At 53.8% G+C, this 14376-nt stretch carries 16 protein-coding genes and 1 tRNA gene; 4 read left to right on the forward strand and 13 right to left on the reverse strand.

All coding sequences use genetic code 11. The features are described 5' to 3' along the window. Nucleotides 1-11 precede the first annotated feature (11 nt). The 7 genes from rplI to rnr all read right to left on the reverse strand — a co-directional run bounded on the left by rplI (nt 12) and on the right by rnr (nt 5462). A complete protein-coding gene (rplI, locus tag GH984_RS02445) occupies nt 12-461 on the reverse strand; it encodes a 50S ribosomal protein L9 (RefSeq protein WP_153718603.1) in 450 nt (149 codons plus the stop codon). After that, nucleotides 442-1314 (reverse strand): hypothetical protein, encoded by an 873-nt coding sequence (locus tag GH984_RS02450; protein WP_153718604.1) that lies wholly within the window; start codon nt 1312-1314, stop codon nt 442-444. The genes rplI and GH984_RS02450 overlap by 20 nt, the downstream gene beginning before the upstream one ends. Nucleotides 1315-1319: 5 nt before the next feature. Next, complete coding sequence (gene rpsR / locus GH984_RS02455; RefSeq protein ID WP_153718605.1) at nt 1320-1544, reverse strand: 30S ribosomal protein S18; 225 nt, start codon at nt 1542-1544, stop codon at nt 1320-1322. Between the two features lie 13 nt (nt 1545-1557). Continuing rightward, complete coding sequence (gene priB, locus GH984_RS02460; RefSeq protein WP_253939082.1) at nt 1558-1899, reverse strand: primosomal replication protein N; 342 nt, start codon at nt 1897-1899, stop codon at nt 1558-1560. Next, the gene (gene rpsF, locus GH984_RS02465) at nt 1874-2308 is read right to left on the reverse strand and encodes a 30S ribosomal protein S6 (protein ID WP_153718606.1); all 435 of its coding nucleotides are present in this window, start codon (nt 2306-2308) and stop codon (nt 1874-1876) included. The genes priB and rpsF overlap by 26 nt, the downstream gene beginning before the upstream one ends. Before the next feature lie 101 nt (nt 2309-2409). Next, complete coding sequence (gene rlmB, locus GH984_RS02470) at nt 2410-3171, reverse strand: 23S rRNA (guanosine(2251)-2'-O)-methyltransferase RlmB (RefSeq protein ID WP_153718607.1); 762 nt, start codon at nt 3169-3171, stop codon at nt 2410-2412. After that, nucleotides 3168-5462 carry a ribonuclease R gene (rnr, locus tag GH984_RS02475; RefSeq protein ID WP_153718608.1) on the reverse strand — a complete coding sequence of 765 codons (2295 nt, stop codon included), beginning with the start codon at nt 5460-5462 and terminating at the stop codon, nt 3168-3170. The genes rlmB and rnr overlap by 4 nt, the downstream gene beginning before the upstream one ends. A 72-nt stretch (nt 5463-5534) precedes the next feature. Between rnr and GH984_RS02480 the strand changes: the two genes are divergently transcribed. Continuing rightward, nucleotides 5535-5621, forward strand: a tRNA-Leu gene (locus tag GH984_RS02480). A 38-nt stretch (nt 5622-5659) separates the two neighbouring features. Here GH984_RS02480 and GH984_RS02485 read toward each other — a convergent pair. Genes GH984_RS02485 through GH984_RS02505 form a run of 5 tightly spaced genes read right to left on the reverse strand, consistent with a single transcriptional unit; the run spans nt 5660 to nt 10126 of the window. After that, complete coding sequence (locus GH984_RS02485) at nt 5660-6508, reverse strand: CopD family protein (RefSeq protein ID WP_153718609.1); 849 nt, start codon at nt 6506-6508, stop codon at nt 5660-5662. Further along, nucleotides 6508-6861 (reverse strand): copper resistance CopC family protein, encoded by a 354-nt coding sequence (locus tag GH984_RS02490; RefSeq protein WP_153718610.1) that lies wholly within the window; start codon nt 6859-6861, stop codon nt 6508-6510. Before GH984_RS02490 ends, GH984_RS02485 begins: the two co-directional genes overlap by 1 nt. Before the next feature lie 12 nt (nt 6862-6873). After that, nucleotides 6874-7779 carry an HAD-IIA family hydrolase gene (locus tag GH984_RS02495; protein ID WP_153718611.1) on the reverse strand — a complete coding sequence of 302 codons (906 nt, stop codon included), beginning with the start codon at nt 7777-7779 and terminating at the stop codon, nt 6874-6876. Nucleotides 7780-7794: 15 nt separating this feature from the next. Further along, nucleotides 7795-8661 carry a universal stress protein gene (locus GH984_RS02500; protein ID WP_153718612.1) on the reverse strand — a complete coding sequence of 289 codons (867 nt, stop codon included), beginning with the start codon at nt 8659-8661 and terminating at the stop codon, nt 7795-7797. Continuing rightward, nucleotides 8651-10126 carry a SulP family inorganic anion transporter gene (locus GH984_RS02505; RefSeq protein WP_153718763.1) on the reverse strand — a complete coding sequence of 492 codons (1476 nt, stop codon included), beginning with the start codon at nt 10124-10126 and terminating at the stop codon, nt 8651-8653. Before GH984_RS02505 ends, GH984_RS02500 begins: the two co-directional genes overlap by 11 nt. A gap of 79 nt (nt 10127-10205) precedes the next feature. Between GH984_RS02505 and GH984_RS02510 the strand changes: the two genes are divergently transcribed. Genes GH984_RS02510 through GH984_RS02520 form a run of 3 tightly spaced genes read left to right on the forward strand, consistent with a single transcriptional unit; the run spans nt 10206 to nt 13351 of the window. Beyond that, entirely contained in the window at nt 10206-11261 is a 1056-nt protein-coding gene (locus tag GH984_RS02510; RefSeq protein ID WP_172973141.1) for a PQQ-dependent sugar dehydrogenase, read from the forward strand. 29 nt (nt 11262-11290) lie between these two features. Continuing rightward, a complete protein-coding gene (locus GH984_RS02515; RefSeq protein ID WP_369691899.1) occupies nt 11291-12955 on the forward strand; it encodes a cation:proton antiporter in 1665 nt (554 codons plus the stop codon). A 42-nt stretch (nt 12956-12997) separates the two neighbouring features. Then, on the forward strand, nt 12998-13351 hold the full coding sequence (locus GH984_RS02520; RefSeq protein ID WP_153718614.1) for a hypothetical protein: 354 nt from the start codon (nt 12998-13000) through the stop codon (nt 13349-13351). Between the two features lie 12 nt (nt 13352-13363). Here GH984_RS02520 and GH984_RS02525 read toward each other — a convergent pair whose 3' ends face one another. Then, nucleotides 13364-14371 (reverse strand): Rpn family recombination-promoting nuclease/putative transposase, encoded by a 1008-nt coding sequence (locus GH984_RS02525; protein ID WP_153718615.1) that lies wholly within the window; start codon nt 14369-14371, stop codon nt 13364-13366. Nucleotides 14372-14376 lie beyond the last annotated feature (5 nt).

Raw genomic sequence — 14376 nt, forward strand, 5'->3', positions numbered from 1 at the left:
GCGCGGGCGGTTTAGCTCTCGCCAGTCACGGTGACCGTTACCGTGGCATTCACATCGGCATGCAAATGCACCTGAACCTGAAACTCGCCAACCGCGCGAATAGGGCCATCAGGCATCCGGACTTCATGACGATCCACTTCAACACCACCGGCTGTGGCAGCCTCAGCAATTTCAGCAGGGCCAACCGAACCAAAGAGCTTACCTTCTTCACCGGCATTAGCCGTAATGGTTAACGCCAAGGCTTCCAACTGTGCTGCGCGCCCTTGGGCTGCACTGAGCTCTTCAGCTGCCTTTTTCTCAAGTTCAGCACGCTTTGCTTCAAAAAACGCAATGTTCTCTTCAGTAGCAGGCTTTGCTTTACCCTGAGGAATTAAGTAGTTACGCCCATAACCAGCGCGAACTTTTACCGTATCGCCAAGGCCGCCTAAATTAGCGACTTTTTCAAGCAGAATGACTTCCATCTCCAAACCCCGTTCTGTTACGAAAATCGACAAATGCATCGGCAAGGCCGATTAATGCCACTGGCCGAATTGCCAATGGCAGCATGACATAAAGCGCGACCAGCCAGCCCACATGCCAACCGCGACGCGCCACAAGATGATGTGCAAGCGCTAGGGCCTGCAGCAAAAACACACTCACCAGCACTGTTCCAAGGTCAGCAAAAATCCCCGGCCCGGTAAACAGCCCCACCACCACTGCGGCTAACGTGAGCATGGCAAACGCCTTGCTTAGCCTCAGCGCGTAAAACTCTTCCCGAAAACCACCGGGATTGTACAACACGGCCTGCCACCACCGACCCAGCAGCAGACAGAGCACCGAAATGCCAAGCATATTGGCAATCCATAACCCAGTCAGCCTTGGAGCGAGCTCTGCGGCCGCTTGATTCCAAGCGGAATCAGCCCCGTTGGTATCCAACAATGTAACGAGCTGGCCGAGAAGATCCTGCCAAAACAGCGCAGGGTCGCCCTGAATCAAATAAAACAACCCCACCGCAATGGCGGCAATGCCGCCCGCCCATTCCAGCGTGCGCCCTAGCGAGACCGTGCTACGCAGTAACTGCGCCAAAATCATCACAGGCACCCATGTTAGGGCGATGGGCTGAAGTAGCGCCATCGGCGCACCCAGCAAACCGGCATAAACAGGCAGCAAAATTGCCACCGCCCCTGCCAGCACCAAAACGCCCTCACGAAGGCCCCGCCGCAACGTAATTAAGGCGATCACTCCGGCGCTTAGCCAGAACAGCAGAGGCATTAGCGCCCCTAACGCGATCACCCCAATGGCGGCAAGCCGGGTGCGCATGACAAATGCAAGCATGTTTGTCAGTGGCTATCAGTGTAAGGCAGCAACGCCAAATACCGCGCCCGCTTAATGGCGGTGGACAGCTGACGCTGATACTTAGCGCGGGTGCCGGTAATACGGCTAGGCACAATCTTACCGGTTTCCGTTACATACTGACGTAAGGTGTTGAGATCTTTGTAATCAATCTCCTTCACACCTTCAGCGGTAAAACGACAAAATTTACGGCGACGAAAAAAACGAGACATAACGTGTCTTCCTCTAACTGTCAGTCGGCAACCGCTCAAGGCGGCCAATGCTGATAATAAGTGGGTGTGTATCCGCATCTGGTTGGCGTGATCGCAACAGCATTCCTGCCACTTTGATCTTTGCCCCCACCTCCAGCTCAGTTAGCTGATCGGCAATGGGCGCCCCAGATGCTCTAATACCTACCCGAAACCTGATCCAGCGCTTAACGCCTGCCTCCTCTTGCTCCGACTCATGCTCAAGCAATGCACGGGCAATGGGAATACCGGCAGGTGAGTAGCGCATCTCGGCTGGCTGAAGCAGACAACCGGTGATCACCACTTCGTTGCGCTCACGATGGCTCGTGATCGTCCTCAACCTCTTCTAGCACATCATCATCGTCTTCATCAGACTCATCAGGCATCTCATAGTCATCTTCACGACGTGATGGGCGCTCGCGCTCTTCTTCCTGACTCTTGGCCAATGGAGAGACTTCGGTAACCGCGCCGCTACGGAGTAGGACCATGTTACGAATGACCGCGTCGTTGAAGCGGAACATCGACTCAAGCTCTTCGATATCCGACGGCTCGCACTCAACGTTCATCAACACGTAATGGGCTTTGATGAGTTTATTGATTGGGTAAGCAAGCTGACGCCGGCCCCAATCTTCAAGACGATGAATACTACCGCCGTTGCCTTCTATCAGGCCGCGATAGCGCTCAATCATGGCAGGAACCTGATCGCTTTGATCAGGATGGACCAAAAATACAATTTCGTAATGCCGCATTGTGGCTCCTTACGGTTATTCCGGCTCGGCCGGGAAAAGCCCCCGGCTACGCCGGAAGCAAGGAGTATTGCCAGGCTACGCTGGCAAGCCGGCTAGTATACTCAATGCGCACCCGGGTTCAAAGGATGGCGTTGCCGCCATGCCTCATAAACCGTTACACCGGTGGCTACCGACACATTTAAACTCTCAACAGTGCCTGCCATTGGCAACGCAACCAACACATCACAGTGCTCACGCGTTAAGCGCCGCAAGCCCTTCCCTTCTGCCCCCAGTACCAGGGCAAGCGGGCCTGTTAAATCGGCCGAATACAGTGACTGCTCGGCCTCATCCGCTGCGCCAATCAACCATATCCCGCGATCTTTAAGCTCACGCAAGCAGCGCGCTAAGTTAGTGGCTTGGAAAAACGGCATCGTCTCCGCTGCCCCCGCCGCCACCTTCCGCACCACGGGGGTCAAACCCACCGCGCGGTCGCGCGGCACGATCACCGCGTCTACCCCGCCGCCATCAGCTGCACGCAAACAGGCGCCTAAGTTGTGTGGATCTTGTACCTGATCAAGCACCAGTAACAAGGGCGGGCCCACCATTCGATCAAGAAAGTCATCAAGGTCGCTTGCATCCTGCGGTGGTGCACCCGCGTATCGCAGCACAATGCCTTGATGCGCGACCTCGCCCACCAAGCGCCTCAGATCTCGCACCTCAACCTCATGCATCGCACAACCGGCCGCTCTAAGCTTCTCTCGCAGGCGCTGAAGTCGGGCGTCGCGCCGGCGCTTATCCAGCCACGCTTCGGTAACCCGTGCCGCATCAAACGCCAACGCGGCACGCGCCGAGTGCAACCCATATATCAGATCAATATCACTCATCGACGACGCCGCTTACGACCTCCGCGGGGCGGACCGCCGCGCTGCTGCTTGGCCTTAGGCTGAGTTTTTGGCTGAGGCATCGGGGTGCCATCCGGGCCTAACGGATGCGCTATCGGATCGAAGTCGATCTTCCCGTCATCAACGTTCACCTGCGCTACGCGCACCCGAATCCGATCGGTCAGCCGATATTCTTTACCGGTCCGCTCGCCGGTTAGGCGATGGCCAATGGCATCGAAATGAAAGAAGTCTTGCTCAAGGTTAGTAATATGAATCAAACCATCAACGTAAAGCTCATCAAGCTCCACAAACAGCCCAAATCCGGTCACACCACTAATCACGCCGTTAAATTCCTGCCCCACCCGATCTAGCATAAATCGGCATTTCAACGTCATCATGGCCTCACGCGTCGCTTCTTCTGCGCGGCGATCGGTCATTGAGCAATGCTCACCGAGCGTAACCAGATAATCTTCGGTATAGCGGAAGGATTCAATCGGCGCTTTGGCTAGCACATGCTTAATGGCACGGTGCACCACCAAATCCGGATAGCGGCGAATGGGTGAGGTGAAATGCGCATAAGCATCGAGTGCCAGCCCAAAATGCCCGGCATTGTCCGGGCGATATTCAGCCGCCATCATAGAGCGCAGCATAATCGTTTCAATTAAATGCCGATCTGGCCGACCCGCCACTTCTTTCATGAGTGCTGAGTAGTCTTTTGGCGTGGGCTCATCACCCCCCTCAAGCCGCAATCCAGTTTGCTCTAAAAATGTGCGCAGTTTGGTTAGCCGCTCAGGCGCCGGTTTTTCATGCACCCGATACAGTGCCGGTATTTTATGCCGCCGCAAAAACCGTGCGGTGGCCACATTGGCCTTAATCATGCACTCTTCGATGAGCTTATGGGCATCATTTCGTTGAATCGGGTGTACGCCCAAAATCTGCCCATCGTCACCAAACTCAACCACTGAGTCGGTACTTTCAAAATCAATCGCACCCCGCGCCTCACGCCCAAGTCGCATGGCTTCATAAGCGCCATAAAGATGCTCGATCTGGGTTAACAAGTCTTGATGCTTTTCTCTTAAAGCGGGATCAGCCCCGGTCTGAATGGCATCTACCTGCTCGTACGTCAGGCGGGCCGCAGAGCGCATCATGCCCTCAAAAAACCGTGAGCGCTTAAGCTCGCCCGCATGATCAATCACCATCTCGGTGACCATGCACAGCCGATCAACGTGCGGGTTTAACGAACAAAGCCCGTTAGAGAGAATCTCGGGCAGCATCGGCACCACGTTTTGCGGGAAATACACCGAGTTTCCCCGCTCAGCAGCCTCCGTATCCAGTGCGGTGTCTGGCTGTACATAAGCGGCCACATCAGCAATGGCTACAATCACTTTCCAGCCGCCCTCAACGGGTTCAGCATAAACCGCATCATCAAAGTCGCGGGCATCTGCGCCATCAATCGTAATTAGGGGTACTTTGCGATAATCACGCCGGCCTTGCTTGGCCTCTTCTGGCACCACATCGCTAAAGTGCGCGCTTTCGCTGAGTACTTCTTCTGGCCACTCCACCGGAATGCCATGCGTTCTGGCAGCCACCGCTACCTCATCACCCATCGCAATCTGCGTACCAAAAACCTCAATGATCCGCCCAATCGGTTGCCGGCGCTCTGAGGGCTGACTGAGTAGTTCCGCCGTCACGAGCTCGCCGTGCCGCGCCCCGCCCCGGTCACCCACCGGAATAATCACATCCTGATGCAGGCGTTTGTTGTTTGGTACGACAAAGCCGATGCCGCTTTCTTCAAAAAATCGCCCGGCGATGGTCTTATTGGCATGCTCGATAATTTCAACCAGCTCACTGCTCGTACGCCCCTGCTCATCCTCGCCAGTGAGTCGTACAACAACTCGGTCACCATTCAGCAAACGGCGCATTTCCTTGGGCGGCAGATACACCGGATCTCCAGCACGGTCAGGGTGAACATAGCCTGCCCCATCCGGCGCGGCACGTACGCGGCCACGAATCAGCTCTTCATTATCAACAATCATGTAACCGTTGCGGCGATTACGCACTAACTGGCCGTCTCGCTCCATCGCTTTTAGCCGGCGGCGTAGGCCCTCAACGGCTTCTTCGTCTTCATCAAGACCAAATAGCACAGCCAGCTCTTTGCGGCCCATGGGCTTTGCCTGCGCTTCAAGTTGGTCAAGAATATATTCGCGGCTGGGTACGGGGCTGCCGTATTTATCACGTTCGCGCTCAAGAAAAGGATCGTTGCCGGGATCAGCGGTTTTTTGCTCTTTAGACATGAGTCACAGGATACGGCATGCACCGTCATTTGACACCTATAACAAGCGGCAGTATTCTCCTGCGGCTCACCTGCCCAGGTGGCGGAATTGGTAGACGCGCTAGCTTCAGGTGCTAGTAGGGGAAACCCTGTGGAGGTTCAAGTCCTCTCCTGGGCACCATTAGTGGTTTGAATCGTTGCCCTAGGGGCAAATGGCTCTTAAGGCCCTGTCAGTGTTACGGTGGTCGCTGTTACCAGCAAAATCGCAAAAATTACCCCTGATTCAAGCCTAAGTGATCGCCGCAAATGATCCATTGCAGAAGATTCACCCTGCATCAGCGCCGGCGTAAGCACGCGTTTGTTATATGCCGCAAAGCCAAGCACCACGGCAAATAGTGACACCTTAAGGGCAAATAGCCGACCGTAATCCGTGCTCAGCGCCGCAACCAACCCCCCCGTGAGTTGCTGCAGCACCACGATGCCAAACACAGCCAATGCCGGCACAGTCCACACGGCAATGCGCCCAAATTGATGAGCCACTTGGGCTGTTATCTCTCGATTGCGATAGCTCACGCGGTAAAGCGGAATAAAAATCCCTATCCAAAACGCTAGCAGTAGAACATGTACAATCACCAGCACACTGAGCAGCCCGCCCGGTGCAGACGTTGTATGCCCGGTTAAACCAAAACTGATTGCCACCAAAACGCCACCTGCAAGGCTAACGATCTCTGCGCCACGAATGGGCACCAAAACAGCAAAAAGCAAACAAAGACCGGCAGCTAACACTGCAAATGAAAGCCCTCGAGGACCCTCCAGCACGAACCCTAGCAGCTCTAAATCACCGGCCGCTGCCCAATGATTACCCGCCAGAAACACCGCCTCTAAGGCTACCCCCGCGGCTGCTAAACCCAATGCGATGAGTGAACTGATACAAACAGTTACATGCAATGTTCGCTGCTCTGCAGCCGACCATTGGGGCAAAAGCCGCAAGCATAATACTGACCCAACCGCTAGCAAGGCACTGAGATAAAAACCTGCACGCGCCGCAATCTCAAGAATCTCAAACATCAATCACTAACAACAGTAAAACTAAGTTGCCCGGACAGGGTGTGCCCATCATCAGAAATCCCGCGCCATTCAAATGTGTAATTACCTTTTGGAAGTTCAGGGGGATTAACCGTGAGGGTATCGCTTGCTGCGCGCCCTGCTTCCGGTAACACCGAGTAATCGTCACCCGTATCACTCGTTAAACTGACACTAATAATCCGCATGGGAGAATCAAATGCAAGCTCAATAACTGCTGGCGATTCTGCTAGCGTTTCTCCCTCTACCGGCGTTGTTTCACGCTTTTCTGAATGCGTCAGTGCAGCGGTGCTAAACGCTAAGAGCGCAACACAACCTAGCCAAATTAATCTACGCATTACCTCACCTCATTACAGCCGATTTAAAATCCAATCGGGCGCAATACTCGCTTGCGCAATAGCTTGCCCCACATCGCTGCCCGCCATCACGCCAGACTCCACCACCAGCGCGGTTTTAACGCCTGCAACCAAGCCCCCTAGAATATCGGTGTGCAGCGTATCGCCCACCATCAATACCCGTTGTGGATCGAACTTTGGACCCAACTGCTCAAGCGCCAGTTCATAAATATTGGGAAACGGCTTGCCATAAAAAACCGGCATCACGCCGGCACGCTCTGCGATGTCATGCCCGTAATAGCCCGGCTCAATGGATACACCCACGGGCTGGGGCGCCATCAAATCAGGGTTGGCCACCCAAATTGGGCGCGGCTGACGCTGCAGACTGGCAACTAGGTGTGCCTGTTGTGCTTCTGTCCAACTGCTAGCGCCAACAAACAAAAATCCGTCTACCACATCGTAGGTTTCAGGGTCTTCACCCAATCGCGTAAATTGCAGGCCTGAAAATTCTTCGGGCCCGTATTGATCGCCTGCAGCCACGCCCCAATGCCGCGGTGGCTCGGCGCTTAACGCGCGCAGCAAGGCCTTGCGGCTGGTAATAATGTCATCACTAGCAAAGGTATAACCCAGCCGTGCTAACCGCGTTTCAATAGCGCTATGCGCAAAACCGGCAGCATTCGACACCACGATGGCCCGTTTACCAGCCGCCTGCAGTGCTGCAATACGCTCAGGGGCCCCCGGCACCGCTTGCTGCCCCACATTCAACACACCATAAGCATCTAGTAGTACGGCATCAAAATGCTCGCTAATCTCAGCCAGCGTATTGGCCGTAAGGCATGCACCGGCACGCGGCGCTTTTGGCAGTCGCTGGCTGACTGCCATGTAAGCGGCAAACACATCAGGTTCGATTGGGTGGTTCATAGTTACCCCGTCAACTTAACGTAATAGCAGCGTAGGCACTCGTGCAGAGCGCAACAAATCCGATGTTTTACTGCCCATAAACAACGCACGCATAAAAGAATGCCCGTAAGCACCCATAATCAAAATATCCGCCTCGCGCGCGATCAGCTCCTCGGCAATAATCCGCTCTGCATCGCCTGGAATAATTGCAGATTCAGCCTCGTAGCCGGCAGCTTCTAGCGTCGTCTTTGCCCACTCCAGCTGCTTTTCGGCATCGCGCGCGGGCTTTCCTGACATCACTAATTGCATGGGCAAACCGCGAAAGAGCTTACTGCCGGCAATCATCTCCACACCACGCCGCGTCATGCTGCCGCCATCAAAGGCAATTAAGGCACGACGTGGCTCTTTAAATTGATCAGTCACGGTCAAAATTGGCTTACGCAGCGCTCTGACTACCCGTTCGACATTGCGGCCCAAATCACGTTGAGTGGCCTCCGCCGAGCGGCCGCGTCGACCCAACACAAACAGACTCACCAATGCCTCTTGCTCGCTCAGCGTGCTTTGTAACTCACCTAGGCGTTGCCTTGTGTCCGTTTGCCTTGCACCAGCGGCCTCGGCCCGCTCACGTAAGGCATTCAAAAACACACGGCCCTGCTCACGCGCGCTGCGGCTGCGCGCCTCATCGCTGTCCGATAGCGTATTTAATAGCTGCTCCTGAGCACCAATGCCAATGGCCCCACTATGATCGGTATCTCTTGCTACCTCAGGGTGGCGATCAATCACATGCAATAGCTCTAAGGGAAGGCCGATACGCTGGGCTGCCCACGCGCCATAGTCGGTTACATGCTCGGCAAACTGCGACCGGTCTACACAGGCAAGCACTTTTTCCTCTTTAATGGCCAAGTAGAATATCCTCTGCCCCGTCTTTATCGTGCATCGCAAATTTATCCACTAAGGTGCGACTCGCTTCATTCAAGCCCTCTACGGCTACCTCAGTGCCCTCACGACGAAATTTGATAACCACCTTGTCGAGAGCACTAATGGCGGTGATATCCCAAAAGTTTGCCCGGCTCACATCAATGACCACCTTGTCGATCACCTCCCGAAAATCAAAGGAATCGACAAATCGATCAGCAGAGGCAAAAAAGACCTGACCTACCACGTGGTAATGCCGTGCGTGCCCTTGATCATCTGTACGCGAACGAATCACCAACACACGGCCGACCTTATGGGCAAAGAAAAAGCCAGAGAGCAGTACGCCGGTTAGCACACCCATCGCGAGGTCGTGAGTAACTACTGTGACCACCACCGTACCGAGCATCACCACACTTGAGCTTTTGGGGTTAGTTCTAAGATCTCGTAGCGACTGCCAATTGAGCGTACCAATCGACACCATAATCATGACAGCCACTAATGCCGCCATGGGAATTTGAGCCACCAAATCTCCAATAAAAATCAACATAGCCAGCAAGAAAACGCCAGCCGCTAGCGACGACAACCGCCCTCGCCCACCAGATTTGATGTTAATCACCGACTGACCAATCATCGCGCAACCTGCCATTCCACCCAAAAAGCCAGAGCCAATGTTCGCCACGCCCTGCCCCACACACTCGCGGTTCTTGTTACTTTTGGTGTCGGTTAAATCATCGATGAGGGATGCCGTCATTAAAGATTCCAGCAATCCAACCACGGTTAAAGTGAGCGAGACCGGCAAAATAATCCAAAGCGTCTCAAGTGTTAACGGGATATCAGGCCATAGAAATACCGGTAAGGTATCTGGCAAAGCGCCCATATCACCCACGGTGCGAATCTCTAAATCCAGAAACATCGCTAGACCCGTGAGCACCACAATCGCCACCAACGGTGAAGGGATAGCCCGTGTGAGATAAGGAAATAGGTAAATAATCGCCAAACCCCCAGCGGTCATCGCGTATACGGGCCATCCCACATTAGTCAGTTCAGGAATTTGCGCCAAGAAGATGAGGATTGCCAAGGCATTCACAAAACCCGTAATCACCGAGCGTGAAACAAACCGCATTAAAGATCCCATCCGAATCCAGCCCGCGATAATTTGCAGAACACCGGTTAAAATGGTGGCGGCTAACAAATATTCCAGGCCATGGTCGCGCACAAGCACCACCATCAGCAGCGCCATGGCGCCCGTCGCTGCAGAAATCATGCCTGGCCTGCCGCCTGCAAATGCGGTAACCACGGCAATACAAAACGAGGCGTAGAGTCCGACTTTTGGATCAACACCCGCGATAATGGAAAAAGCAATCGCTTCTGGAATGAGGGCAAGCGCAACAACCACGCCAGCAATGAGGTCGTTGCGTGTATTTGAAAACCAAGTATTTTTAATTGAGATCATGCGTCCTTTGCCGCCCGAGACCGCGGCTGAATGACGCAGTGCAATATTTAAAGCAGCGCGAATTTTATCGGATTGAATGATGGTTTGTATACGACGGTTATTTCTACTCCTTGGCATGATCGCCACTCCAGCGATCGCCTCTCCAACTATCAGCGTACTCACCGACTCGTTAGAGCACCCCTGGGGGTTGGCTTTCCTGCCTGAGGGCGATGTGCTTGTAACCGAGCGCCCCGGGCGATTGCAGCGCATTGAGCTCGCTACCGGTCGGCAAACAATCATTCCAGGCACACCCACCGTATCCGCCAGCGGCCAAGGTGGGCTCTTGGACATCGCCTTACATCCTAACTTTGCCGATAACCGCTGGGTTTATCTCACCTGGGCTGGGCACTGCGAAACCGGCACCGCAACTCACTTGGGCCGTGGGCGATTAGTAGGCAATGCCCTCGAAGACTTTGAGACCTTATTTGTTGCCACCCCCTGCGTGGACAGCGGGCGGCATTTTGGCTCACGCATTGTTTTTGACACCAACGGTTATCTCTTTATGACCACTGGCGATCGGGGCGAGCGCGATCGGGCTCAAGACCTCACCGACCATAATGGGGCTGTGCTGCGGTTGAATGATAACGGCAGTATCCCTTCTGATAACCCGTTTGTGGATGACCCACGTGGCGCGGATGCGATCTACAGCTACGGACACCGCAATCCCCAAGGCGTGGCCATTTACCCCGACACCGGTGCGCTCTGGATTCATGAACATGGCCCAAGAGGCGGCGATGAAATCAATCTGCCGGTGCCTGGCGGCAACTTTGGCTGGCCAAAGGTCACTTATGGTCGTGAGTACTGGGGGCCTCAAATTGGCGAGGAATCAATCCCCGGCATGGTTGACCCAATTTATCAATGGACCCCATCCATCGCACCCTCTGGTATGGCGTTTTATCGGGGTGATCTTTTTGTTGGCGCGTTAGTCCAAACCCACCTAGCACACCTTGAGCTCAATGGTGAGACGGTGACGCAGGAGACCCAACTGCTGAGCGAGCTTAATCGTCGGATACGCGCCATCGCCCAAGGCCCCGATAACTTACTTTATCTGTTGACTGACCAGCGTAACGGAGAGCTGCTACGCTTATCTCCATAGGTTGAAAAAACAAGGAGTTTAAAACGACCGTGGACGGCGCATTTGCCACCATCTTTTACGAAATTGCCCTGCTAGTGCTGCTAGCGGCAGGGGTGGGTTTTGTTGGCTTATTACTGCGTCAGCCACTTGTTGTAGCGTTTATCGCCGTGGGCGTGCTGGTTGGCCCCGACGCGCTCGGCCTTGTTTCATCAGAAGAATTTATTGAGACATTAAGCCAGATTTCTATCGCCGTATTGCTGTTTTTAGTGGGGTTAAAACTTGATGTGAGCTTAGTCCGCAACTTAGGCAAGGTGGCCGTAGCCACTGGCCTGGGCCAAGTTACCTTTACCGCATTTTTCGGCTTTTTAATTTGCCTCATGCTCGGCATTGACGCGCTCACCGCGCTGTATATCTCGGTTGCCCTGACGTTCTCCTCCACCATCATCATCGTCAAACTGTTATCAGATAAGCAGGAGATTGGGGCGCTTCACGGCAAAATCGCACTCGGTTTTTTAATTGTTCAAGACATCTTCGTGGTCCTTGCCATGGTTACCCTTTCCGCCATTGGTGTGGGCATGAGCGAAGACACAGGTAGCCTCTGGCAAGTCGCACAGGTCTTTTTAGGCGGCATGGCCATGGTTGCCGCCGTTGTCTTATTCATCCGCTATATTGCAGATCCGCTGCTCGGTCAAATTGCTCGCTCCTCAGAACTTATGGTGATCTTTGCCGTTGGCTGGGCCATCAGTCTAGCTGCCGCGGGCGATGCCCTAGGCTTTGGCAAAGAACTTGGGGGGTTACTGGCAGGCGTATCACTGGCATCAACCCAATATCGAGAGGCAATTGGCTCCCGGTTGGCCTCATTGCGTGATTTTCTGCTGCTATTTTTCTTCATTAATCTTGGCGCAAGTCTGCAGCTCTCTACCATGGGCGATCAGGTTGGTCCGGCGATTGTCTTATCGCTCTTTGTTTTAATCGGTAACCCACTAATCGTGCTCGCAATTATGGGCTACATGGGGTATCGAAAACGCACCGGCTTTCTTGCCGGTTTAACGGTTGCCCAAATTTCCGAGTTCTCGCTAATCTTTATGGCAATGGGCATTAGCATCGGGCATGTTGGCCAAGAAGCAATGGGCCTAGTGACCCTCGTAGGTCTAGTCACCATTGCGCTATCGGTCTACATGATCACCTTCTCGCATAAGCTCTTTGACTGGCTGGAGCCTTGGTTGGGCATTTTTGAGCGACGCCATGCGCATCGCGAGGCGGCTGACACCGATGGCGCTGAAGACGCCACTGGCCACGATTTTATTATCTTCGGCCTAGGCCGCTATGGCTGTCGTATCGGCGCCCGACTTAAAGAGCTGAACTATCGCGTCCTTGGTATCGACTTCGATCCAGAGGCACTCACTCACTGGCGCAGCATGGGCATGGATGCCAGTTACGGTGATGCAACCGATCCAGAATTCGTCTCCCGTCTTAATCTTGCGGATGTAAAGGCTGTTGTTTCAGCGGTACCACGAGACCGCGGCGCATTAACCGAAGCTGATCCGCAGCTCACGCTTTTACACGGGCTGCGTTCGGCTAATTATCAAGGGCGTGTCTTTCTTTCCGTGCAAAAAATGGCCGACGCCGATTATCTTCTCCAACAAGGCGCCAGTGTTGTGCTCCGCCCCTTTGATGACGCTGCCGACTATGCGGTGAGGCAGCTCACGGGTTAATTCCTCCGACACATTCTGTCGCTTCCAAGTGTTCCTCTACTCATGCAGTTAATTTTTACCTTCGACGATATTGTTGTGCCTCAGGGCGGATTCACCAACCGATTTGTGAGCTACTCCAGCCTGACCGGTGCAAACGTCTCAGGATCACTACAATTAGAAAACAATCTGATTCTTGGCCTGAGCAGCAGCTACTTATCAGATAGCAAGCTCGGCACCGAGGTTGAAGAGTCAAGCGGGTCATTGAGTGTTGGTTTCGCAACTCCCATTAGCGGGGCAACAGACTTTTCGGCTTCGGTGAATTTTATTCGCAGTGAAGTTGAGGTCTGTAATCTAACGAACTGTGCTGATGACTCAGAGGCCACAAGTACAGCTATTGCCTACCGCTACGAGTTTTAACGTAACGGCCAATCAGTCTGCAGGGTCAAACATCTCCTCAATTGACCCTGCCGTTAAAATCCGCTCTGACCATGCCAAAAGCTGATCGGCCTGAGCAAGGTCAACGCGCTCGCGGTAGGTTTCTACCGCCTCCGCACCAAACTTCTTTTCTATCAGATGCATAAGGAGCAGTGCCTCGCCTTCTTGGCGGCCTTCTTGGCGGCCTTCTTGGAGGCCTTGCTGGCGGCCTCTCTCACGGCCTTGCTCCTCCCATGATTTAGTCCACTCTTCCACTCTTTCAGACAACATACTGCGCACCTCATGAAGGTCATCTAACGACTTAAAGTGTACCTCGCTCACACGGGTCGGTAGCAACACTCTTTTTATCCAAACCGTAAAGTTTCTGCGCAACTCTGTTTGATCAGGCGTCTGAAGCCACTCAATGAGTTTATCCAGAACAGACTCTACATCAGATGGGTCACGACTATTTTCAAGGGCAAAAAGGGCAGCTACCAGATTTTTGGCCTTCCCCATTTTTTGATTGCTGTATCGGCGCTCATCCAATAATAAATATCGCAAATGCGGACGATAGACCTCGAGCCCACCTGGCACACTTTCAATAAGGCTTGCGACATTCGCTGAAGCACTCCATCGTCTGGAGCCTCGATACAGTACGACTGGCAGCACGGGGGGCAATAATCCGTTGGCCGTCAGTTCATTGCGGCGGCGCAGGTCTTCATAAAGGAGAGACAAGTAGGTGAGCACACGTAAGGCCATAAAGGGCTCTGAGGTTGTCTGAAACTCCAGCAACAGATACACATAAACCCACCGCTCATCATCAGCCCAGCGCAGACGCCAAATCATATCGCCCTGTCGCTCACGCAAATCATCAGTGACGTAACTACCGCTAACTCTCTCGAGGGTGCTTAGGTCAACGCGCTCTACCCACGGCTCCCGCACATACCCGCGGATAAGATCCGCAATCATCTCTGGGTGGCTAAACAATAGTTTGTAGCTGTGATCGTGGCCTGACTGTTCCATGCAGG

Origin of the sequence: Spiribacter salilacus (genome assembly GCF_009649225.1) — a bacterium.
GTDB lineage: Bacteria > Pseudomonadota > Gammaproteobacteria > Nitrococcales > Nitrococcaceae > Spiribacter > Spiribacter salilacus.

Coding starts and splice junctions, on each gene's coding strand:
- GH984_RS02520 (WP_153718614.1), top strand. CDS start 12,998: ATGCAGTTAATTTTTACCTTCGACGATATTGTTGTGCCTCAGGGCGGA.
- rpsR (WP_153718605.1), bottom strand. CDS start 1,544: ATGTCTCGTTTTTTTCGTCGCCGTAAATTTTGTCGTTTTACCGCTGAA.
- rpsF (WP_153718606.1), bottom strand. CDS start 2,308: ATGCGGCATTACGAAATTGTATTTTTGGTCCATCCTGATCAAAGCGAT.
- GH984_RS02525 (WP_153718615.1), bottom strand. CDS start 14,371: ATGGAACAGTCAGGCCACGATCACAGCTACAAACTATTGTTTAGCCAC.
- GH984_RS02505 (WP_153718763.1), bottom strand. CDS start 10,126: ATGATCTCAATTAAAAATACTTGGTTTTCAAATACACGCAACGACCTC.
- GH984_RS02510 (WP_172973141.1), top strand. CDS start 10,206: ATGGTTTGTATACGACGGTTATTTCTACTCCTTGGCATGATCGCCACT.
- GH984_RS02450 (WP_153718604.1), bottom strand. CDS start 1,314: ATGCTTGCATTTGTCATGCGCACCCGGCTTGCCGCCATTGGGGTGATC.
- GH984_RS02485 (WP_153718609.1), bottom strand. CDS start 6,508: ATGTTTGAGATTCTTGAGATTGCGGCGCGTGCAGGTTTTTATCTCAGT.
- rplI (WP_153718603.1), bottom strand. CDS start 461: ATGGAAGTCATTCTGCTTGAAAAAGTCGCTAATTTAGGCGGCCTTGGC.
- GH984_RS02495 (WP_153718611.1), bottom strand. CDS start 7,779: ATGAACCACCCAATCGAACCTGATGTGTTTGCCGCTTACATGGCAGTC.
- GH984_RS02490 (WP_153718610.1), bottom strand. CDS start 6,861: ATGCGTAGATTAATTTGGCTAGGTTGTGTTGCGCTCTTAGCGTTTAGC.
- rnr (WP_153718608.1), bottom strand. CDS start 5,462: ATGTCTAAAGAGCAAAAAACCGCTGATCCCGGCAACGATCCTTTTCTT.
- rlmB (WP_153718607.1), bottom strand. CDS start 3,171: ATGAGTGATATTGATCTGATATATGGGTTGCACTCGGCGCGTGCCGCG.